The organism is Clostridium sp. HCS.1, assembly GCF_047900555.1.
GTDB lineage: Bacteria > Bacillota > Clostridia > Clostridiales > Clostridiaceae > Clostridium.
Window position 1 is genome coordinate 1610733 of the sequence record NZ_CP170704.1, and the last position, 22974, is coordinate 1633706.

A 22974-nucleotide genomic window follows, 5' to 3' on the forward strand; every position below is an offset into this window, starting at 1 on the left:
GTCTGTAATACAGCTCATTTTTAATTTTTTCATTTTTTAATTCTTTAATTTCTATCTTAGTTTGATTTGAACTATTTCACTTCTGCTTCCTAATCTTAGAGGGGGTCCCCATGTACCGTAACCTGAAGAAACTACAACATTTAAAGTATCCTTTTTTAAATATCCATAATGAACTTCGAAGATTTTGTTAGTAACTAAGTTGCCAGGAATTATTTGTCCCTTATGAGTATGACCAGATAGTTGTAAATCAATATGAGCATTTAAACTTTCATTTAAATATTGTGGATTATGATCAATAACTATTAGAGGCTTAGAACTATCCAAATTTTTGGTTAAATCCTCCAGAGTAGCTCTATCCTCACTGCCATATCTATTTACTGTTATATCATCTCTTCCAATTATATAGAAATTATCATTAATTAAAACTGATTCATCTCTTAAAACAGTAATGGAATTTTCTTTAAGGATATCTACTATGGTGTCTTCTTCTTTAGTTAATATATCATGATTTCCTAAGGTAGCAAAAGTTCCATACTTAGATTTTATATTAGAAAACTCTATAGCCATATTATGATTTAAAAAAGGAGTAATATCACTATCAATAATATCCCCAGCAATAATGACTAAATCAGGATTTAATTCGTTTATTTCAGTTACCATACTTTTTAATCTATTATTTTTAACAACATTACCTAAGTGTAAATCAGAAACCATAACTATATTTAATGGCTCTTTTAAGGTATCCTTTTCAATATCAATATCAAAGGATTTAACATAAGAGTGATTAGCATTATAGCTACCAATTATTATAAATATTACAAATACTATAGTCATTAATACTGTTTCCATTATATAAATTTTATTGTTTAACAAAGAAGCTTTTTTTAATATTAAATTAATTAGTCCTAAAATAGGAAATATTAATGAACTAAACATAAGTAACCCAAGCCAATAAGAACCAATAAATGAAAAGAGATTGTTTAGGCTATGAGGCAAATACTTAGTAAATACCATAGAAGCTATATAAGATGATGCTAAGGTACAAAATGCTATCCAAAAGGGTAAAGGAGATATATTAGTAGTAATCTTAAGCCCTTTTAATATTACCTTTCCTATATAAAAATTTAAGATAGAATATAAACTGAAAAATATAGTGTAAAATATTATATATTTATCTTTCATTTTATCAACTCCCAGAAATTCTTTTTTATAATTATAGCATATTGGTAAGATTCTAAGTAATAATATAAAATAATAAAAGATAAATTTAATAGAAGATTGATATAAAATGGTATTTTTAATAATTGTAAGCATATTCATTGTGAGAACCTTCAATTATTAGTAATGTTACTAGCTACAATAATTATGATAGTAGAGGATGAAATACATTTATGGAGAACCTTTAATAGAGATGGAATTAGAAAGTGAACAGATGAAAAGTCATAATGATACCTTTATTACGACTTTTTTTAATACTAGAAAAATAGTATGATAAAATGTAAATAGAAATAAACTAGGAGGTGGTAAAATGTCTTTAAATAAAGAGCAATCAATAGTTGTAAATGAACTAGAAAGGAATATTTTGCTTCTTGCTTCTGCAGGAACAGGAAAAACAAATACACTATCTAGTAGAATTTCAAATATAATAAATTCTAAAAAAGCAAAAGCTGAAGAAATATTATGTATTACTTTTACTAATAAAGCCTGTGCAGAAATGAAGGGTAGAATTGAAGATATTGTAGGAGAAAAAGCTAAGGGCATCACTATTAGAACCTTTCATAGCTTTTGCTTTGATTTAATAAAGAGTGAAGCTAAAAAGAGAACAGATATATTTACTGATTTCTTAGTATTTGACGAAGAAGATTGTAAGGAAATAATAAAGGAATGTAATTATTATAATTACCCAGTAAATAAACTTCAACAATTTATAGAGTTAGTTAAAATAGAAAATACAAAACTTAATTTTAAGGAAGAGGATTCTTTTAAAAATTATAATAAAGTAATTGAACATATATTTAAATATCAAGGTGATAAAATTAAATCTATTTGTAGTAATAAGGGAAATCTAGACTTAAAGATGAAGGAATTCTTAGAGAGTAAAGGTAGAGAATTAGTAACGTTATATAATTCTCTGCTTTACAGTAACCATGGACTAGACTTTGCAGATTTAACTATAAAGGCAAAGGAATTGCTTACAGATGAGAAATTAGTTGAAGTTTTAAAAAATCAATTTAAGTATATTAATATTGATGAAGTACAAGATACTAGCACATTAGAGTATTCAATAATTGAAAAAATTTTTGGCAATAATAATATATTACTTTGTGGAGATATGTTTCAAACCATTTATGGTTGGAGAGGATCTGAACCTGATAAAATATTAGATTTATTTAAAAAAGGTTATAATCCAACAGAAGTTGTATTTACTAAAAATTATAGATCTACAAAATATATTACAGATGGCTCCTTAAGCTTTTTAGAAAACGCCTTTAACAAGAAGTATTCTTCTATTTATAAAGATAGAATCACATCAATTACTAATGAAAAAGGAGACAAAATCAAGCTAAGAAAAGCAAAGAATTTAAGAGAAGAAGCTAGATTTATCTTTGATGAAATTAGAAATTTAGAAAAGGGTGGAGAGGATATTTCTAAAGCTTGTATATTAAGTAGAGATAATAATTACAATATAAATTTAAGTAGAGAACTAGGAAATATAATTGGTTATGAAGGTGCCAATTTTGAATTTATATTAGTTGACCAATTTAAGTTCTTTAGAAGGCAAGAAATAAAGGATGTAATAGCCTTTTTAAAGCTTATTGCTAATAGATATGACAATGTTAGTTTAAAAAGAATAGTAAAAAGGTTGCCAACTGGCATTGGAGAATCTACATTAAAGGCAATTGAATCTAAAGAATATAAGGAAGTTGGAATAGCACTTACTGACTTTATTGATGAAAATGTAAAAGTATATGGAGAAAAATATTCTCTATTAATAGAAGAGTTTCAAAGAAACAATGTAATTGTATTTGATGTTGAAAGTACAGGAACAGATGTTACAGAGGATGAAATAATTCAAATTGCTGCAGTTAAGATTAATTCTAAAGGTGAAGTTATAGATAGCTTTGAAAAATTCTTGAAAAACAAAAAATCTGTAGAAGGATCCTATAAGGTACATGGGTTTAGTGATGATTTTTTAAGAGAAAAAGGAGAAGATAAGGAAAAAGTTTTAAAGGAATTTGTAGAGTTTTCTAAGGACTCGATTATAGTTGGCCATAATGTGCAATATGATATAAATATTTTAGCAAGTGAGCTTAGTAGAAATAATTTAGAAGGACCAAAGTTTAAAGCTTTTTACGACACATTAGATATATATAGGAGATTTCATACTAAATTACAAAACTATAAATTAGAAACCTTAAGTAAAGTATTTAATACAGAGAATAAACCAAGTCATGATGCTATGGATGATATCTTAGCAACTAAAGACTTATTAGTAAGAGCTATCTCCTATGATTTAATACCAACTTCTTTTAAAAGAATTAGCTTAGTTAATAATCATTTAAAAGCCTTTACAAAAATTAATACTGCATTAAATGAATTATTTGAAAGAGCTAAAAGTAGAAGACCAGATGAAATAATAGTTGATATAATTAAAGGCTTTAGCTTAAAAACCTTATATAGTGGTAGAAGTAGTGAAATTGAAAAAGAAGCTAATGAAAAAATAGAAAGACTTAGAGATTTCTATGTATTAGTTAAGGAATTAGAGGATAAAGAAAAAAGTAATAGAGATTCTTTATTAGACATTATTAGGATAACAGGTTTATCTAATGGAGAACTAGAAAGTTTAATTGTTAATAGAACTAATAAAAAGAGAATACCTATTATTACAGTTCATCAAGCTAAGGGACTTGAATTTGATATAGTATTTATATGCGGACTTCAAGAGGGGGTTTTCCCTTCCTATATGGCCTTAAAATCAAATAATATAGAAGAGGAAATGAGAACCTTCTATGTTGCTTTAACAAGGGCAAAGAAGCATTTATATTTGACATATCATCAATATGAGGACTATGGTAGAGAAAATAAAATAAGTAACTTAATTAATAATATAAATAAAGAATATATGGATAATGATTATTAATTGTAGTATAATGAAGGAAATTTTATTAAACAGCGAGGAAAAAAATAATGAAGTATGATTTAAATATTTATAATCTTGGACAATTGTTAACTAAGATTACAGAAGAATATAGTGTTAACATATTAGCTAAGTCAAAGCTTAGTGGAGGGTGGATAACGATAACTGGTGAAGTAGAAGTTATAGCAGCACCAGAAGATAAGGTGGTATTAAAAGGTAATAATATTATTACATTAAAGATAAAAGATAGTGGCTTAGAGGGAAGTTTATTAAAGATAACTGGAGCAAAGAATGGATTATTTAATATAGATTTATCTCCAACTAAATATAGAGAATTTGGTAATTCAGGTCTTAGCTTAAATAAGGTAAAGACTAATAATAATGAAACTAAGCTAAGAATAGATGAAGATATAATTTTTACAATTAGAAATGCATCAGTAGAAAATATAGATGAAATTATTAAGGGTATTTAATAACTTTAAATTTCTTAATTAAGAAGGCGCCATATTAGTATAATCCCCTTATGGTAGACAAATATAAAAAGACCTTTATAATTAGGTTAAATATTTGTTTACTATGGAGGGGATTGTTTATGAGTAAGGTTCAAAAAAAATATACAAAAGAAACTAAATTAAAAGCAGTTGATATGTATTTAAATAAACATATAGGAGCAAATACAATTGCAAAGGAATTAGGTTTAAGTGAAAAAAAGAGGGTTTATGATTGGGTAAAAAAATATCAAGCTGAAGGTGATAAAGCTTTCGATATTGAAAATAGAGGTAAAAAATCTAAAATTCAAGCTAATGGCTCACGGAAAGGGCGACCAAAGACTAAATTTTCATCAATAGAAGAAGAAGTTGAGTATTTAAGAATGGAGAATGAATTCCTAAAAAAATTGCAAGCTCTGATAAAAGAATAAAGCGAATTAATATCTACAAAATTATATTTTTATTATCAGAGCGATATTGTATTTCTCGCCTTTGCCTATTGGCAAAAGTAGCGCGTAGCTCCTATTATAAGTGGCTTAAACGTAAGGATATAGTTACAGAAAAGGATATCCAAGATAGAATAATTAAGAGCCATATACTAGATATACATAATAAATACAGAGGAACTTATGGAAGAAAGAGAATATGCATTTATCTTAATAATATATTAGGAATTGAAATCAATCATAAGCGTGTATATAGACTAATGAATGAAATGAATATAAAAGCTGTTATACGTAAAAAAGTATATAAGCATAAGTTTAAACCTGCATCAGTAGCGAAGAATATATTGAATAGAGACTTTGCAGCAATTAGACCGTTAACGAAGTTATGCATGGATATAACATATATTCCTCTAGATAAATCTAGTCGTCGATTTTTATATTTAAGTGCAGTAAAAGATTTATATAATAATCAAATTATTGCTTATAACATGAGTACTCGAAATGATGTAAAACTAGTTAATGATACATTAGAGCAGCTATATGATCTACAATTGAAAGAAGGATGTATATTGCATACAGATCAAGGATTTCAATATACAAGAAAAGCTTATTGCGATGATTTAAAAAGGCATTGTATTACTCAGTCCATGTCTCGTCGTGGAAACTGTTGGGATAATGCTCCTATTGAAATATTCTTCGGTCATTTAAAATCAGAATTAATATACTTAAGTAAAACACAAGGAGCGGAAAATATAATAAATGAAATCAATGAATATATTTGGTTTTATAACAATGAACGAATACAACTAAAATATGGCATGAGTCCTATTCAATATAAGTCTCATGCCGCATAAAGAGTCTTTTTCCTATTGTCTACTTGACAGGGCCAAGTTTATATAGGGGCCTTTTCTTTAATAATAGGAGTAAAATTTTTTTGTAAAATATCTATTTTTACTATTTTATATTGAAAAAATTTATATAGACATGTTAAATTTAGGATTGTATAATATATGAGGTTAATTTAAAGAAGAAGGGACAAAATATGGAGATAAATGAAATACTTGAAGTAGCTAATTATGCAGGTAAAATAATGTTACAAAGTGGTGCAGAAGCTTATAGAGTAGAAGAAACTATGAATAGAATTTGTATATCTTTAGGTGTAGAATCTGCAAGTAGCTTTGCAACTCCAACTGTAATAATATCCTCTATATCACATAATGGAGCAATAAAATCATTAGTTGAAAGAATTTCAAATCGTTCAGTTGACCTGCAGAAAATTCATAAGGTAAATGATTTAGCAAGAAATATAAATAGAGATAATATCACATTAGAAGAATTAAAAGAAGCTCTTAAAGAAATTGAAGATGAAAAAAGATACTCAAATAAAACAACAATTTTATTTTCAGCAATAGGAGCCTTTGGATTCGTATTTTTATTTGGAGGGTCTTTTAGAGATGCAATAGCAGCATTTTTTATTGGACTAGCAGTAAAATATGTATCTATTAAGAGTGATAATTTTGGAATTAATTCCTTTTTTAATACTAGCATATCTGCAGGTATTCTAGCTTTATTAGCTATAATTTCTATAAGAATAAATTTAGCAAATGATATGGACAAGGTTATTATAGGTTCTATAATGCTTTTAGTTCCAGGACTTGCAATTACTAATGCCATTAGAGATACTGTTGCTGGAGATTTAGTATCAGGACTTGTAAGAGGTGCAGAAGCTTTTTTAACAGCCATAGCAGTTGCAGTTGGAACTGGAGTAGTTTTAAGCTTTTGGATAAGTGTTTTTGGAGGTATATAAATGATATTAGAAGTTTTATCTGCTTTTATAGCAGCCTTTGCTTTTGGAATAGTATTTAATATAAAGGGTAAAAATTTAATTTTTGCTGCTATATGTGGAGCTTTAGGGTGGTTTGTATATAAGCTAGCCTTAATGTTTGGCTATTCTGATATAACATCCTTATTTTTAGCCTCTCTTGCATTAAGTATATATTCAGAAATATTTGCAAGAATTTTAAAGACACCTGTAACTACATTTGTAATTGCAGCCTTAATTCCATTAGTTCCAGGAGGCGGAATGTATTATACAATGGTTGAAGCCATAACTGGTGATATTATGAAATCATTAGAAATAGGAATAAAAACTATAGCTTCAGCAGGTGCATTAGCCTTAGGAATAATATTAGTTTCAACTCTTACCAAAACTTTCATGAAAAACAAGAGTTTTAAAATGAATAATAAAATTGCTATTCACAAATAATATATTTGTAGTCGCAAGTTATTTATTTTTATTTGACTATGACTATGGGGCACTGCAGGACACAATGCAGTGCCTTTTGACATTTTAAGAATTAGTACATATAATAATTATGATTTAAATATATTAGGAGGAAAGAATTTTGGCAAAAGAGAAGGATTTAAAAAATGCTTTTGAGAAAACTATGAAAAAGCATAAGGGTAATAAGAAAGCACAGTTAATAACTATTATTGTATTTGCCATTATTGCAATATTTTCAGCTTTCTTTGGCAAAGATATTGTAGAAAATAACTTAGGAAATACTAAGGGGAATATAGAAATTTCTTATTTAGATGTTGGACAAGGTGATGCAGCTTATATAAGAGTTAATGATTTAGATATACTTATAGATGCAGGTCCAAGAAGTGATTCTGACAAGCTAATGAAGCAGTTAGAGGAAAAAAATATAGATGATTTTGAAATTGTTATAGCAACACATCCTCATGAAGATCATATTGGAGGAATGACAAAAGTATTTGAAAAGTATGATGTAAAAAGCTTTTATATGCCTAAGGCAACAACTACAACAAAAACCTTTGAGAACATGATGAAGGCAGTAAGTAATGAGGGACTTAAAGCAAAGGTAATTAAAGAAGGAACTAGTATTGATATAGGAGAAGGTGCTAAATTTATTGCTTATTCTCCTAATAAGGACACTTATGATAATCTTAATGATTATTCACCTATTATGAAATTAACTTATGGTAATAAATCATTTATATTTACAGGAGATGCAGAAAAAGCTGTAGAAGCAGAAGTTGTAAAAAATTATTCAAATGAATTAAAGGCAGATGTTATTAAGTTTGGTCATCATGGATCTAGTACATCTTCTACAAAGGAATTTATAGAGGCAATTTCACCACAGTATGGAATAATTAGCTGTGGAGTTGATAATTCATATGGACATCCACATAGAGAAATTTTAGATATTATTAAAAATATGGGAATTGAAGCATATAGAACTGATAAGCAAGGACAAATCACAATTACATCTGATGGAGATACTATAAATATTAATACACAAAAATAATTTAATGTATATATGAATATAATAGGAAGATAGTAATTGTGATTATCTTCCTATTTTTTTTGTTATTTATTAGAAGTCTTTTTTTCATAAGAAGAATATAAAACGAGTGCAATAGTACCAAAAACAATTGGTCCTGCAATTTGAAATATTGTGGATGTATAATCCTTATTCTCTAATGCCGGTTGCAAAATTGTAAATATATTTGCAAAGCCGACAGTTAAAGTAACTATTATGGAAGCTGCATTAGCAAAAGCTATGCTCTTATATATTTCAAATGGTTTTTCAATATCTTTTTTCTTTTTAAAATTAATGAAAGCAAAGGATAAGAACATGTATGGTATAGTCATTGCAACATTTCCCATTAATACCAGGTAATTTAGAAATACACTAGCACTTTTACCACCAAATGAAGATATAAGTATAATAACTACTACAATTGAACATTGAACCCACATAGCATTTTTATGCATATTATTTTCATCTTTTTTAGTCCAAGCTTTAGGCCAAATTCTAGATGGGGTTCCTTCAAGTAATTGTTTAAGTGGAGAGAATGCTAATGTAAAAAAAGCACCTAATAAGGCTAAGAACATTGCAAGACCAATATATCTTGCAAATAAAGATCCTAAGAAGTTTATGGAATTTTGAGAAAGATTAAGTGCCTTTCCAATTTCAATTCCTAGATTCTTGATCACAATATAAGATACATTTGCCATATTAACTTCTTCACCATTTAATACTTGATTCCAATTAATAAAGAATCCTTCAAATAGGATAGCTAGGGAATAACCTATTGCTATAACTATAGCTGCAATTTTAATTCCTTTAGGGAATGTTGTTTCTGGATTTTTTGTAGAATCCACTAATCCTCCAACCACTTCTAGTCCACCATATGCAAATAAGGCAAAAACTAAGAATCCTAGTATGCCAAGAGGGGACTGGTAAGAGGGATTAGGGGATATCATAAAAGCAGTTGAATTTATGGGCTGAGCTAACTTAAAGTTATTTGCTACTAAAACTATTAAGCCGCCTATTAATAAGACTAGGTTAGCACTAGTAACAAAGATTCCACCAATAGAAGCAACTTTTGCAATACCATTTAATCCCTTTGATGAAATGTAGGTAATTAAAATTACGAAAATGGAACCTAATATACCTAAAGTTCGTGGTGCATTTAGTCCAAATATGGACCAAGTTGAAGTTGCATCTTTTCCAAATAGTAAATTTGAAAATGGAACCCAAATAGAAGAAGATACACTAACCATCCATATTAAATAGGAACTATACCACATAAAGGTTCCTACAAAGGCATATTTAGATCCAATAGATTTATCCATCCATGTATATATTCCACCAGTTTCTTTTCTAAAAGCAGCTCCGTATTCTGCCATCATAAAAGCATATGGAATAAAGAAAAATATCGCTGAAAATATGTACCAAGGAATTGCGGAATAGCCCATTAAATAAAATGCCCTTGGAATATTATTAAAGCCATATACAGATGTAAATATCATTAATATAAGAGCTGATAAGGTGAGTTTATCTTTATTGCTATTAGACATTTATTTAAACCTCCTTTATTAAATATAGTTTATTTTCTTCAAAAATGGTTAAATATATTAAGGAAAGTTTACCCATTTTTAATATTTCATAGGTTAATATGTATATATGGATATGCTATAATTAACTTATTTACTGATGAAAATAGGAGGAATAAATATGAATACTGTTAAGTTAAGAGATAAGTTAGAGTTTTCTAGAATCGTTCAATGTTATTGGAGATCAATGGTTTGAAATATATGTAGCTTCAAGAGGAATAGATATACCTTAATAGAAATGAAGAATTAAGAATGAAAAATGAAGAATTAAAGAAGAAACTCCTTAAGGAGTTTCTGAAATAAATATATTTTTAGTAATTTAAAACAAATTACATCATTAATTCTACATGCTACATTTTACATTCTAAATTTGTAGTCACAATGTATATTAAGTTCTGAAATCAAATTTATGTAAGCAACGTTTGCAAGTTACTACTATTTTACCTTTTTTTCTTGGTAGTCTTAGTTTTTGACCACACTGTGGACATTTTGTGATTTTATAATTTTTCTTTTCATTAATTTTATTCTTAATTACTTGATATAAGTAAGAAAAACTAGTAAAATCAATTGGTTGACTATTATATGGAATTCTTAAACCTACCTTAGATAAAGGCTTATTAAGGAGGTTAATTAGGGAATTATTTTCAGCTCGTCTTTTATTAAGATTCCTTGAAAATATTCTTAATAAAGATATTATTACTAAAGCCATGCCTATAAAGCTTGTATATCTTGAAAGATTAAATAGTGAAGCTACTAGTAATAAAATTAGTGATAATAAGTCAATACCATATATTCCTTGTAAAAATTTCATGTTAACACCTCTATATATTATGATAGATATATTATAGTACAAAGAGATAAGGCTATCAATTATGTAATTTTTACTTTTTTATAAAGTGCTTTACATAAAAGTATGGATGACAGGATTAATAATATACATAAAGAGTACATGATTATGATATCTAAAATTTTATTGAATAAGTAGTTTAAGATTAATTATTGGGGGGAGCTTTATGTGGGTTTTATCTTGGTTTTTATATTTTAGTATTTATAGTTTCTTAGGCTGGATTTGTGAAGTTATTTATTGTTCTATTCCAGCTAAAAAATTTATTAATAGAGGGTTTTTAAAGGGACCAGTTTGCCCTGTATATGGTTTTGGGGCAGTATTTGTAATTTATATAATGATGAGATTAAATATTACATCTCCATTAGTAGTATTCATATTTGGTGGAGTTATAGCTTCAATAATAGAATTTTTAGCAGCTATATTATTAGAATCTGTATTTCATACAAGACTTTGGAATTATTCTAATAGAAAATTTAATATTAAGGGAAGAGTTTGCTTATTAAATTCAACTTTATTTTCAATATTATCTCTAGCATTAATGGAATTTATTCATCCTTTAATTTCAACCTTTATAAGTAGGTTCTCAAATATTACTATTATAATAACATCCTATATATTAATATTAATATTTGTAGTAGATCTTACTTTAACTGTTAGTGAAGTAGTTAATTTAAATATAACCCTTAAGAATATGAATATTTTAGAACAACTTAAGAAAGAATTTAATAAGAAGGAATTTAACTTTAAGAAGCTTAAAAGGCTTAAAAGACTTATTGAGGCTTTCCCTCAATTAGAGCATAAAAGATATAAAGAAGAATTTAATAGACTTAAATTGGTAATTAAGGAATCTATAGATAATAATATTAAATTTTAATTGGAGGTAAATATGTATATAGCTTTTGGAAGAAAAGTAGTTGATACTGAAGAAATAAAAAATGAAATAGAAAAAAATTCTGAATTTAAGGTTATAAAGGATATGAGCAAAGGAACTAAAAGAGAAGATACCTTTGCCTATAATTTAAGTATTTCAATTGATATTTTAAATGAAATAATTAGTGATGATTATGATATAAATGACTTAAGTGAAGATGAGTTATTTGATGAATACATGAGCTTAAGCGAAGAATTAGCTACAGATATGGAAGAATTATTACCAGAGGATTCTATTATAGATGTAAAAGCATATAAATGGGACTTATCTGATAATGATATAAGAGTAATAATAGCAGGAGTTAATGAAGAAATAGGCGAAGGAAAATTAAAGGATGTAATGAGAAGACTAATAACTCAGCTAGAGTAAATATATATTTGGAGCTGCTTTTGCAGCTCCTTTTATTTAGCAGAGACCGCCACCACCGCCACCCATATTACCGCCACCACACATATTCATATTATTTTGTGGAGGAGCTTGATTATTATTTGGCATAGGATTTTGGTTATTATTTTGTTTGTAATAATTAATGATTTCATTTGATCTATTTCTTATAGTTTTTAAAGTAGTTGAGTACTCTTCATTTGTAGGATCAAGTTCAGTAGATTTTAATATGTGTTGAACTCCAATATCAAACCAACCTTTTTTAAAATAAACAAATCCCATTAAATAATTCCATTCTGCAGAATTTTTTAAATCTAATAAGTTTAACTTACTTTCAGCAATAGTAATATTGTTATTATCAATATAGGATCTTATTTCTTTATACAAATTTCCATTAACTAAAACATCGTAAGCCATATTAGCATCCTTTATAACACCTTCAGCTAAGGGCCTAGAATCTATTGTTGAGTTTCCTAAGGCATATTCTTCTAATATGTTCTTATAAGCTCTTTTAATTTCATCTTCAGAAGCGTTTGGAGAAACCCCTAAAACTTTGTATGGATCCAAATTAAGTTCACATCCTTTACATATTATTTCATTTAATATTTATCTCATATTACTTAATATATTGGAAGAATAACAATAATATGATAAATTAATTCTATAAAAGAAAAGAGGAGATTACCTATGACAAGATTTAAAAAAATATATATAGAAACAACTAACATATGTAATTTAAGTTGTAATTTTTGCCCTAAGACTAGTAGGGAATTAGGATTTATGGATACTGATGCCTTTGAAGAAATAATAAATAAAGTTAAAGGTTATACAAATCATATTTATCTACACTTAATGGGAGAACCATTTTTAAACAAGAATTTAGAAAACTTTCTTCAAATTGCAAAGGAAGCAAATATAAATGTTAATATAACTAGTAATGGAACATTAATAAGTAATGTTAAAGATGTATTAATTAATTCTAATTCAGTTAGACAAATAAATATTTCTCTTCATAGCTTTGAAGCAAATCAAAACAATATTAATTTTTATGATTATTTAAATAATATTTTGCAATTTATTGAAGAGGCAAATGAAAAAACTGAAATTATATGCTCCCTTAGACTATGGAATATAGATACTGAAGAGTTAAAAGCAAATAATAATTTGAATTTAGAGATACTGAAATTAATAGAAGATAAGTTGAAAATAAATTTTTCAATAAAAGATGCATTATTAGATAAAAGAGGTATTAAGTTAAAAGAAAGAGTATATTTAAATATGGCGGAAAAATTTAGCTGGCCAGATTCTACTATTTCACTAATTAGTGAGGAAGTATTTTGTCATGGATTAAGAGATCAAATAGGAATTTTATTAGATGGGACAGTAGTGCCTTGTTGTTTAGATAGTGAAGGGAAAATACCTTTAGGAAACATATTTAAAGAGGAATTAGAAGATATTATTAATTCAAAAAGAGCTATAAATATATATGATGGATTTTCACAAAGAAAAGCAGTAGAGGAGCTTTGTAAAAGATGTGGGTATGCAAAAAGAAAGTTTAAATAGGGGGGAGTTATTTGAAATATATATATAATTTAGCTTTTAAAATGACTGTATCAGCTACTATAGCTTTAGCTATAGCCAATGAATTAAATTTGCAATTTTCAACTGTTGCTGCTGTTATAGCTATTTTAAGTATTCAAGATACTAGGAAAAAAGCATTAATTGTAGGCAAAAATAGAATTATAGCTTGCACTGTAGCAATTTTTTTATCAGTTATAATATATAAATATATAGGTCAAAATCCTATAACTTTTGCTTTGTTTCTTATTATATTTATTCCTTTTACATCAAAAATTAATATATCTGAAGGTATGGTACCAGCGGTAGTATTGTCTACTCATATATTAGTAACTGATGAAATATCTTTATATTTAATAGTAAATGAGCTTCTAATAATGATAATAGGAGTTGGAATAGCATCAATTGCAAATTTATATATGCCTTCATTAAATCAAGAATTTGAAAAAGACAAAGAGTATATAGAAAAAAGTTATAAAATCATATTAAGTAAAATGTCTAAGTCCTTATTAACTTATACAGTAGATAGGGATGAGGAAATTCTTATTAGAGATATAGAAAATAGATTAAATGAAAGTTTAGATAGAGCATATAAAATTTATAATAATAATTTTTCAGAAGCAAATTATTATTATGTTGATTATATGAATATGAGGAAAAATCAATTTGAGATTATAAAAAAATTAAGATCACATTTCGAAAAATTTTATATGTCCTTTGAGCAAACTCACATGATATCAAAGTTTACAAAAAATGTTTCAGAGCAAATTAAAGATAGAAATGATTGTAAGGAACTTTTAGAAGAATTAAACTTATTAAAGTTAGGCTTTAAGGAAATGGCACTTCCTAAAACTAGAGAAGAGTTTGAAAATAGAGCTCAATTATTACAATTTTTAAATGATATGGAAGACTTATTAATAATGAAAAGGAATTTTATACTCAGATATAATTTACAAGATAGTAAAAAACAATGATATTTTACAAATTTACATTTAAGTAAAAATTAGGTAAAATTATATAAGAGGTGATAAAATGGATAATAATATGGTATTAGAATTAGTTGATCTAAGGAAAAGCTTTGGAGATAAAGAAGTTTTAAAGGGTATTAACTTAAAAGTTAGTAAGGGAAGTATTATAGGATATATAGGACCTAATGGAGCAGGAAAAAGTACAACTGTAAAATTAATACTTGGCTTACTTAAAGGTTATACAGGAGAAATTAAGGTCTTTGGAGAAGAAATATCAAAAGGCAATGAAAGCTACAAGAAAAGAATAGGATATGTTCCAGAAGTCCCAGAAATATATGATAGTTTAACTGGAAAAGAGTACTTAACTTTTGTTGGACAACTTTATGGAATTGAATATAGTAGGGCTGACGAAAAAGCAAAAAAATTAATGGATATACTAGGAATATTAGATTCTTATGGGAAAAGAATTTCTTCTTATTCTAAAGGAATGAAGCAAAAGCTTATTCTTATAGCTAGTTTGATTCATAATCCAGAAGTTTTATTTTTAGATGAGCCTTTAAGTGGACTAGATGCCAATAGTGTAATGATTATAAAAGAAATATTAGCATACCTTGCTAAGGAAGGAAAAACTATATTTTATTCATCTCATATAATGGAGATAGTAGAAAAAATAAGTGATAGAATTATTTTAATTAATAATGGTGAAATTGTTGCTGATGGAAATTTTGAAGAATTGAAAAATAGTTATAAAGAAAGTTCTCTTGAAAATATATTTAATGAAGTTACTGGGTTTCATGAGTATAAAGAACTTGCTGAAAGTTTTATTTCAGTAGTTAAAGAGGTATAGCCATGAAAGAGTTTAGAGTCTTAAAAGTTATAGATAAGTTATCAGGACTATATAAAAAAGCTGGTGTAGATTATGATGTATTTAGGTTAATATTAAATACAAAATTAACTATGGATGGTAGAAGAAAGGCAACAGTTTTTAATGATAATAGAAAAAATAAAGAAGATTCAAATCAATTTTATAAGGCTTTAATAATGTATGCTTTTTTTGGAATATTTATAGGACTTATGCTAATATTTGATGTTAATAAAATGTATTTGATGACAATTTATTTTTCAGCAATTATGTTTATGGTTTTAACTATTTTTATTTCTGACTTTTCATATGTAATTTTAGATGTAAGAGATAAAAATATACTATTTACTAAAGGAGTTGATAATAAGACTATCAACGCTGCCAAAATAACTCATGTGGTTATTTATATGATTTACTTAACTCTAGCTTTAGTGGGTGTTTCCTTTATAATATCCTTTAAATATGGGGGATTATATTCTTTAATCTTTATATTAGAAATTATATTGTTAGATATATTTATGATAATTATAACAGCATTGGTGTATTTATTTGTTTTAAAGTTTTTTGATGGTGAAAAACTTAAGGATATGATTAATTATGTACAAATTGTTTTAAGTATAGCTATGGTAGTACTTTATCAAATAGTTCCTAGACTTTTTGGAGTTATAGATGTATCTAATATTACTTATAAAGAAAAAATATGGCATTTATTAATACCACCTATGTGGTTTTCAGCTCCACTTTCTATTATTTCAGGAGAAGGGATAACTTTAATAAAGATAATAATGTGTGTACTAGCTATAGCTATTCCAATAGTATCTATAATTATTTATATAAAATTAATACCTTCTTTTGAAAATAATCTTCAAAAGTTAAATAATAATGAAGATAAAATAAAAGAAAAGAATAAGCTTTTAATAAAGATTAATAATTTATTTTGTAAAGATAATACTGAAAGAGCCTTCTTTAATTTTTCTATTGGTATTATGAATTCAGAAAGAGAATTTAAACTTAAGATTTATCCAAATTTAGCTTTAGGAATAGTATTTCCATTAATATTTATTTTACCATCAATAGAGAGAAATAGTATAGGTGGGATATTTGAAAGTATAAGGAATTCAAGATTTTACTTATCTATCTATGCCTTTGCAATAGTTATTCCTAATATTTTAATAATGCTTAGATATTCTGAAAAGTATTTAGGGGCATGGATATATGAGGTTGCACCAATTATGAAGATTTCAAGCATATTTAAGGGCGTAATTAAAGCAGCTTTATATAAGTTAATGCTTGGACCTTATATAATTTTATCTATAATATTTATTGTAATCTTTGGACCTGGAGTAATTGTACATTTGATTATTTCATTTTTAAGCTTTATATTATTAATAATAATTAATTTTACAGTTTTAAAAAAGGTATTTCCATTTTCACAAAAATTTGAAGCTACCAATAGTGGTGAAGGTTTATTAACATTATTTACATCTTTAGGCTGTTCTATAATATTGCTTTTAATCCATTTTGCAATTAGTAAAATTCTTTTATTAAATTTTATATACTTAATTATTTTAATTATAATAGATTTAATACTTTGGAATTTTGCATTTAATATTTCTAAGATTAAGTTAAAGAGTTAAAAATATTGTGTGAAATATATTGTTTATTGTATTTACAAAAATACTAAAATTAATATTATATTTCACACTTTTTATTTTTAGTATATAATAGATGTCAAAGAATATAGATAAATTAAGGAGATACATATGTCAAAGGTTATAGTTATTGGAGCTGGTCCAGCAGGAATTATGGCTGCACTTTCAGCTTCTAAAAATAATGAGGTTATTTTAATTGAAAGAAATGATGAAATAGGTAAGAAGTTAAAGCTTACTGGTGGTGGAAGATGTAATATTACTAATAATAGAGATATAGAAGAGTTTTTTGATAAAATTGTTACTAATAAGAAATTTTTATATAGTGCCCTTTATACATTTACTAATAGAGATCTTTTAGAGTACTTTTCAAGTAAGGGATTAGAGTATAAGGTTGAGTATGACCAAAAGGTATTTACGAAAAGTGATAAAGCAGATGAAGTAATTGATATTTTTAAAAGAGATCTTATGAAAAATGATGTAAGAATTTATTATAATACTAAAGTTAAAGACTTAATAATTAATGATGATACTATTAAAGGAATAGTAACTGAAGAAGGAAAAGAAATATTAGCTGATAAGGTAATAATTACAACAGGTGGAAAGAGTCATCCTACAACAGGATCTGATGGAAGTATGTTTGAAATACTTAAAAATCATGGTCATACTATTAATAATTTTTATCCAGCCTTAATACCTTTAGTTACTAAAGATGGATTTGTTAAAAATCTTCAAGGGGTAGCAATGAAAGAAGTAGTAATAAGTACTACTATTAAAAAGAAAAAGATTCAAAGACAAGGAGATATGATATTCACACATTTTGGAATATCAGGACCAGGAGTACTTAAATTTTCTTCTTATATAAATAAGTTGTTAAAGGACGGAGAGGTTGACATAAAAATTGATTTTTTACCAGACATATCCAAAGAGGAGCTGTCAAAAATAATAAGAGGTAGTAATAAAAGTATATTAAATAATTTAAAAGAATATTTACCTCAAAATTTTATTAAGGAAATACTAAACATATTAAATTTAACTGAAGTTAAAGTAGCAGAATTAAAAAAGGAAGATGAATTAAAGTTAATAGAATATATAAAAGAAATGAAATTAACAGTAGAAGATACTATTACTATAAAAGCTGCTATGGTTACTAGTGGAGGAGTTAGTGTAAAAGAAATTAATTCCTCTACTATGGAATCTAAAAAAATTAAAAATTTATTTTTTGCAGGAGAAGTAATAGACATAGATGCAGAAACAGGTGGTTTTAATCTACAAATGGCATTTTCTACTGGATATTTAGCTGGAATGTTAGGAAATTAATAAAAAAAGATAATTTGCATTACGCAAATTATCTTTTTTTTAATTATTTGGAAGTGGCTGATAGGTACTTCTATCTAAGTATTTATTAACTACTAATTCCCCATTAGCATTATAACCATATAGGTATGTATCTGCACTTAATGGCCCTAAAGGAACAGATACTGGTTCATAAGTAATACCATCTTTAACGCTATTATTAGACCAAAATTCTATAGTTAAGGTTCCATTACTAGCATAAGAATTTATTACTATTGGAAAATCAAAATCATTGACGAATTTTAAATCTATAAGGTTATCAGCTAAAGTAGCATCAAGTCCTATAGGAACATAAGAAACCTTCATCATATGATTAAGTCTTTCAGTAGGTATTATGCCAGATCTTAACATAGTGTTATAAAGAGTAGAAGCAACTTGGCAAACGCCACCCCCTACTCCAGGAACTACTTCTCCACCAACATAAGTGTTAGCTTCAACAAAACCATTTTCTATAGTGGTTGGACCAATAGCCTTTTCAGTAGAGAAGGTTTCACCTGGCATAACTATACTATTATCAATGTTTTTTGCTGCAATTTGAAGATTTGTCCCACTTGGACCAACTGAATAACGAGTTGAGAAAGAAGAAATTTTGCTATTAACTGTTGCTAAATCACTAGCTTTAATATTTGCTTCTACTACATCAACATTTCCAGTAACCTCTATAATATTTGGGGCTTTCATATTTTTAATTTGATTTTTAATTGTATCAAGTAGTTGTGATGAGTTTAATTTAAGTCCTGTTGTATCATTGGTAATATTAATTCCTCCAGCAATATTAATAGAGGCATCAGTAGGAGATACATCTACTGCACTTGATATGTTAGCTACAAAATTAGTTAAATTTTCTTCGTTAAATAAAACTTCGAATTCATATTCTCTATTAGTAGGTTTTTTGATTAGGTTGATTTTATTAAAAAATCCTTCATTTTTTCCAAAGCTTAAGATTTCTTCTTCTAATTCAATATAATTTATATTAGCTTCTAAATCCTTATAAGAAATATTAAACTTTTGTTCATTTGCTGTTACAGATACTTCTTTATTACTTATATCATTTAGTAAAGAAACAAGAGTATTATGTAAATCTTCACTATTTAATCCAGATAAATCTTTACTTAGTATATAGGCTCCTGGGTAAACTTTATCACTATAACTATTAATTAAACTAATATTCCTAAATAACCAATAGCCTATGCCAATAAGTAAGATTAATAATGTTACAATTGTAATCTTAAAACCCTTTGATTTGAAAATTGTACTTTTTTTACCTTCTACCACTTCCTTTGGCATGTTTGTGTTAAGATTATTATTATCCATAAGTACCAACTTTCTTCTTAAATTATTGTTTTATACATACATATATAGTTTAACTCTAAAGAATAATTATTTCAACAAATAATGGCAAAAATTTCAATTAATTTTAAAAAATATTCGGATAAATATGCAAAATAAATATATATTTATTTACAAAAACTTTCAAAATGTTTACAATAATAGAATATATTACTTTTATATACATACAGGGGGCAATTATGAGAAGAAAAGTTAATAAAATTAAGTCGAAAAGTATAGGAAGAAAAATACTTAGCACCACTATCATAGTTACTATTATAGCTATGATTATATTACTATCTATAAACATTTTAATGTTTAGAAATATATTAAATTCTATAGAAAAAGATATTTTAGTAATGGGGAAAAATGTAAAGGGATCTATATCAACTTCTGATATAGAAGAGGTGCTAAAAAATAAAACTACTGGAAGCTATGATTATAAGAAGCTAAAAAGTGATTTAGTAAATGGAAAAAGTAATGAAGATGTGAACTATTCTGCAATATTAATTAAGGATAGTAGTGGAGAAGGTGAAATTTTAATTGATACAGAAAACAATCTTCTTAGTTTTGGAAAAAAAATAAAATTAACTAATGAACTAAATAAAGCCTTTAATGGAGAGGTTGTCTCTCATCAAGTAACTAATAAAAAGAAGACAAGTATTAAGGCTTATTATCCAATAAAGTCATCAAATAATGAAGTAAGAGCAATATTAGAAATAGAAAGTGATGTTACAAATATTATTAATATAAAAAATACAATTTTACTTCAGCTTGGAATATTATCTATATTTCTAATTTTAATGTATACCATTATGTCCTTATTTATTTCTAAATCAATCAATAAAAAAGTTAAAAAGGTTATTAATAGTTTAGTTAATATATCAAATGGAGATTTAACTAACAGAATTATTATTGAAGGTAGTGATGAAATTAATTTAATTGCAAATTATATAAATACCTTACAAGATAAAATTTCTGTAATGATAAATAAAATAATGCTTTCTTCTGAAAAAGAAATTAGTAACATAGATGCTTTATCTAATTCAAGCAAGGAAATGGCAGCTTCATCAGAAGAAGTAACTGCAACAATACAAGAAATAGATTCTAATATTTTTATTCAAAATGAAGATACAAAGAGAATTAATGGTTTATTAGATGGGTTTGGTAAATTAATCGAAGAAGTAAAATTATCAATAACTGAAATAAATACTTTATTAGTATCAGTGAATAAACAACTTGATACTAATAATAAATCACTAATAGAACTCCAAGCTTCTAAGAGTGGTATAGAAGAATCCTCCTTTAATATGAATGAAAAGCTTGAAGGGTTACATCATTCACTTGGAAGAATAAAGGACATAACTACATTTATAGATTCCATAGCAGATCAAACTAATCTTTTAGCCCTAAACGCAGCAATTGAAGCAGCTAGAGTAGGGGAAAGTGGAAAAGGTTTTGCTGTAGTAGCAAATGAAATTAGAAAACTAGCAGAGGAAGTTAAGAATTCATCATTAGATATAAATAAACTTTTAGGAAGTGTAATATCTGAAGGAAATGATGTTAAAGATTTATCGTTAATAGTTAATAGTAAACTATCTAATCAATTTCAAGTTATAGATACATCCATAATATCTTTTAAAGAAATAGTTAATAGAATAGTAGAATTATTTCCTAAAATAATTTATGTTAACGATGAAATGGATAAAGTCCTAGGAGAAAAGGAAATTATTTTTAAATCTATAGAAAAATCTAGCCAGTTATTAGATGAAATATCTCATTCATCTGAAGAAATTAAGAATTTCTCAGAAGAATTAAGCATAATGGCACAAGGAATTGCTGAAGTTGGTGAAGAATTAAGTAATAATACTAATGAAATGAATGAAGAAATTAAAAAATTCACTGTAATGTAAAAGAGTCTAAGCATAAAAGTATATTTATAATAATGTACTTTTATGCTTTTTTATTAAAAAATAAAAATTGAGATTCCCACATTAATAGAATTATTTGCTTATATTAATGAGTTGAGGATAATAGTTAAGATGTATAAAATATAAATAAGAGATTATGTGTTAAAGGAGTGATATTATGGAAGCGGAAAACAAAATGCTTAAATTTTCAGCTTGTGGAGGATTGTTCTTCGCTATATTAGGTATTGCTTGGGGATGAGCGATAAAATCTGAAATGATTCAATTTGATGGTTTGTATTCATTAATAAGTTTAGGCCTAGCATTATTTGCAATTATAGCTACTAATTTTATTAATAAAACTGATATTAATAAATATCCCTTTGGAAAATGTAACTTAGAACCAATAATAGTAATACTTAAGTCATTAGTTTTGTTAATAATGTGTTCAATAACTATGCTTTCAGCCATTAAGCAAATTTTTAATGGTGGGAATAATGTAGAAGAAGGATTTGCTTTAGGTTATGCTTTAATATCTTCTATTGGATGCACTTTAATATATTTTTATATGAAAAGAACATCTAAAAATCTTAATTCAGAAATAGTAAAGGTAGAAAGTAATCAATGGTTTATGGATGCTATGCTAAGTGTAGGTGTTTTAATAGGATTTTTACTTTCAGTATTACTTAAGTATATGGGATTAAGTAGAATATCAATATATGTGGATCCAGGAATGGTAATATTATCATCTGTAATATTTTTAAGGATGCCAATAACAGCTATTATTGCTGCTTTTAAGGAACTTATCTATTCAACTGCCAATGAAGAAATAAACTATGATATATTAAGGGTAGTAAAGGATATAGAAAAGGAATATAAATTAGAAGATTCAATATCTAGGGTAGTAAAGATTGGAAGAGAACTTATAATTGAAATAGATTTTATAATTTCCAATGAATCTAAAATAAAATCAATAGAGGATATGGATAAGATTAGAGAAATTATTGATAAAAATACAAATCATTTTGATTTAAAAAAATGGTTAAGTATATCCTTCACTAAAAATAGAAAATGGGCAATTTAAAATTATTAATAAAAATAAATATGTAATTATAATTAGTAATAATATGTACTTTATATTAAATATTATATAATATTTAATAT

Annotated in this window: 21 protein-coding genes; 16 read left to right on the plus strand and 5 right to left on the minus strand. The window is 26.3% G+C overall.

From position 1 onward, the window contains the following. Positions 1 to 51: 51 nt before the first annotated feature. On the minus strand, positions 52 to 1182 hold the full coding sequence (locus tag ACFYH6_RS07695; RefSeq protein ID WP_416180444.1) for a metallophosphoesterase: 1131 nt from the start codon (positions 1180 to 1182) through the stop codon (positions 52 to 54). A gap of 346 nt (positions 1183 to 1528) precedes the next feature. On the opposite strand from ACFYH6_RS07695, the gene ACFYH6_RS07700 reads away from it, so the two are divergent. The 7 genes from ACFYH6_RS07700 to ACFYH6_RS07730 all read left to right on the plus strand — a co-directional run bounded on the left by ACFYH6_RS07700 (position 1529) and on the right by ACFYH6_RS07730 (position 8404). Continuing rightward, positions 1529 to 4141 carry a 3'-5' exonuclease gene (locus tag ACFYH6_RS07700; protein ID WP_416180445.1) on the plus strand — a complete coding sequence of 871 codons (2613 nt, stop codon included), beginning with the start codon at positions 1529 to 1531 and terminating at the stop codon, positions 4139 to 4141. 47 nt (positions 4142 to 4188) lie between these two features. Next, positions 4189 to 4611 (plus strand): UDP-N-acetylglucosamine pyrophosphorylase, encoded by a 423-nt coding sequence (locus ACFYH6_RS07705; protein ID WP_416180446.1) that lies wholly within the window; start codon positions 4189 to 4191, stop codon positions 4609 to 4611. 119 nt (positions 4612 to 4730) lie between these two features. Further along, a complete protein-coding gene (locus ACFYH6_RS07710; protein WP_316345662.1) occupies positions 4731 to 5057 on the plus strand; it encodes a transposase in 327 nt (108 codons plus the stop codon). Between the two features lie 11 nt (positions 5058 to 5068). After that, a complete protein-coding gene (locus ACFYH6_RS07715) occupies positions 5069 to 5926 on the plus strand; it encodes an IS3 family transposase (RefSeq protein ID WP_416246479.1) in 858 nt (285 codons plus the stop codon). A 188-nt stretch (positions 5927 to 6114) separates the two neighbouring features. Further along, the gene (locus ACFYH6_RS07720) at positions 6115 to 6879 is read left to right on the plus strand and encodes a threonine/serine exporter family protein (protein WP_316342265.1); all 765 of its coding nucleotides are present in this window, start codon (positions 6115 to 6117) and stop codon (positions 6877 to 6879) included. Then, on the plus strand, positions 6880 to 7338 hold the full coding sequence (locus ACFYH6_RS07725; RefSeq protein WP_316342263.1) for a threonine/serine exporter family protein: 459 nt from the start codon (positions 6880 to 6882) through the stop codon (positions 7336 to 7338). It abuts the gene before it with no gap. A gap of 181 nt (positions 7339 to 7519) precedes the next feature. Continuing rightward, on the plus strand, positions 7520 to 8404 hold the full coding sequence (locus ACFYH6_RS07730) for a ComEC/Rec2 family competence protein (protein WP_316342303.1): 885 nt from the start codon (positions 7520 to 7522) through the stop codon (positions 8402 to 8404). A gap of 62 nt (positions 8405 to 8466) precedes the next feature. Here ACFYH6_RS07730 and yjeM read toward each other — a convergent pair whose 3' ends face one another. After that, positions 8467 to 9963, minus strand: coding sequence for a glutamate/gamma-aminobutyrate family transporter YjeM (gene yjeM, locus ACFYH6_RS07735; RefSeq protein WP_416180348.1), 1497 nt, complete (start codon positions 9961 to 9963; stop codon positions 8467 to 8469). A gap of 424 nt (positions 9964 to 10387) precedes the next feature. After that, a complete protein-coding gene (locus ACFYH6_RS07740) occupies positions 10388 to 10810 on the minus strand; it encodes a hypothetical protein (protein WP_316342261.1) in 423 nt (140 codons plus the stop codon). Between the two features lie 202 nt (positions 10811 to 11012). On the opposite strand from ACFYH6_RS07740, the gene ACFYH6_RS07745 reads away from it, so the two are divergent. Together ACFYH6_RS07745 and ACFYH6_RS07750 are read left to right on the plus strand one after the other, a co-directional pair. Then, complete coding sequence (locus ACFYH6_RS07745) at positions 11013 to 11720, plus strand: putative ABC transporter permease (protein ID WP_316342260.1); 708 nt, start codon at positions 11013 to 11015, stop codon at positions 11718 to 11720. A 12-nt stretch (positions 11721 to 11732) separates the two neighbouring features. Continuing rightward, positions 11733 to 12146, plus strand: coding sequence for a hypothetical protein (locus tag ACFYH6_RS07750; protein ID WP_316342259.1), 414 nt, complete (start codon positions 11733 to 11735; stop codon positions 12144 to 12146). Between the two features lie 36 nt (positions 12147 to 12182). Here the strand turns inward: ACFYH6_RS07750 and ACFYH6_RS07755 are convergent, their stop codons facing one another. Beyond that, positions 12183 to 12728 (minus strand): J domain-containing protein, encoded by a 546-nt coding sequence (locus ACFYH6_RS07755; protein ID WP_416180347.1) that lies wholly within the window; start codon positions 12726 to 12728, stop codon positions 12183 to 12185. Between the two features lie 120 nt (positions 12729 to 12848). On the opposite strand from ACFYH6_RS07755, the gene ACFYH6_RS07760 reads away from it, so the two are divergent. The 5 genes from ACFYH6_RS07760 (at position 12849) to ACFYH6_RS07780 (ending at position 18538) form a co-directional block, all read left to right on the plus strand. Then, positions 12849 to 13724 (plus strand): radical SAM/SPASM domain-containing protein, encoded by an 876-nt coding sequence (locus ACFYH6_RS07760; protein WP_316342257.1) that lies wholly within the window; start codon positions 12849 to 12851, stop codon positions 13722 to 13724. 11 nt (positions 13725 to 13735) lie between these two features. After that, a complete protein-coding gene (locus ACFYH6_RS07765; RefSeq protein ID WP_316342256.1) occupies positions 13736 to 14713 on the plus strand; it encodes an aromatic acid exporter family protein in 978 nt (325 codons plus the stop codon). A gap of 58 nt (positions 14714 to 14771) precedes the next feature. Then, the gene (locus ACFYH6_RS07770; protein ID WP_416180346.1) at positions 14772 to 15554 is read left to right on the plus strand and encodes an ABC transporter ATP-binding protein; all 783 of its coding nucleotides are present in this window, start codon (positions 14772 to 14774) and stop codon (positions 15552 to 15554) included. A gap of 2 nt (positions 15555 to 15556) precedes the next feature. Next, entirely contained in the window at positions 15557 to 17206 is a 1650-nt protein-coding gene (locus ACFYH6_RS07775) for a hypothetical protein (RefSeq protein WP_416180345.1), read from the plus strand. 126 nt (positions 17207 to 17332) lie between these two features. Beyond that, positions 17333 to 18538 carry an NAD(P)/FAD-dependent oxidoreductase gene (locus ACFYH6_RS07780; RefSeq protein WP_316345211.1) on the plus strand — a complete coding sequence of 402 codons (1206 nt, stop codon included), beginning with the start codon at positions 17333 to 17335 and terminating at the stop codon, positions 18536 to 18538. 39 nt (positions 18539 to 18577) lie between these two features. Here ACFYH6_RS07780 and ACFYH6_RS07785 read toward each other — a convergent pair whose 3' ends face one another. Further along, positions 18578 to 19888: a VanW family protein gene (locus ACFYH6_RS07785; protein WP_416180344.1), complete on the minus strand. Its 1311-nt coding sequence runs from the start codon at positions 19886 to 19888 to the stop codon at positions 18578 to 18580. A 215-nt stretch (positions 19889 to 20103) separates the two neighbouring features. Between ACFYH6_RS07785 and ACFYH6_RS07790 the strand changes: the two genes are divergently transcribed. Both ACFYH6_RS07790 and ACFYH6_RS07795 read left to right on the plus strand, forming a co-directional pair. After that, on the plus strand, positions 20104 to 21816 hold the full coding sequence (locus tag ACFYH6_RS07790) for a methyl-accepting chemotaxis protein (RefSeq protein ID WP_416180343.1): 1713 nt from the start codon (positions 20104 to 20106) through the stop codon (positions 21814 to 21816). Positions 21817 to 22087: 271 nt separating this feature from the next. Continuing rightward, entirely contained in the window at positions 22088 to 22894 is an 807-nt protein-coding gene (locus ACFYH6_RS07795) for a cation diffusion facilitator family transporter (RefSeq protein ID WP_316345214.1), read from the plus strand. Positions 22895 to 22974: the final 80 nt, after the last annotated feature.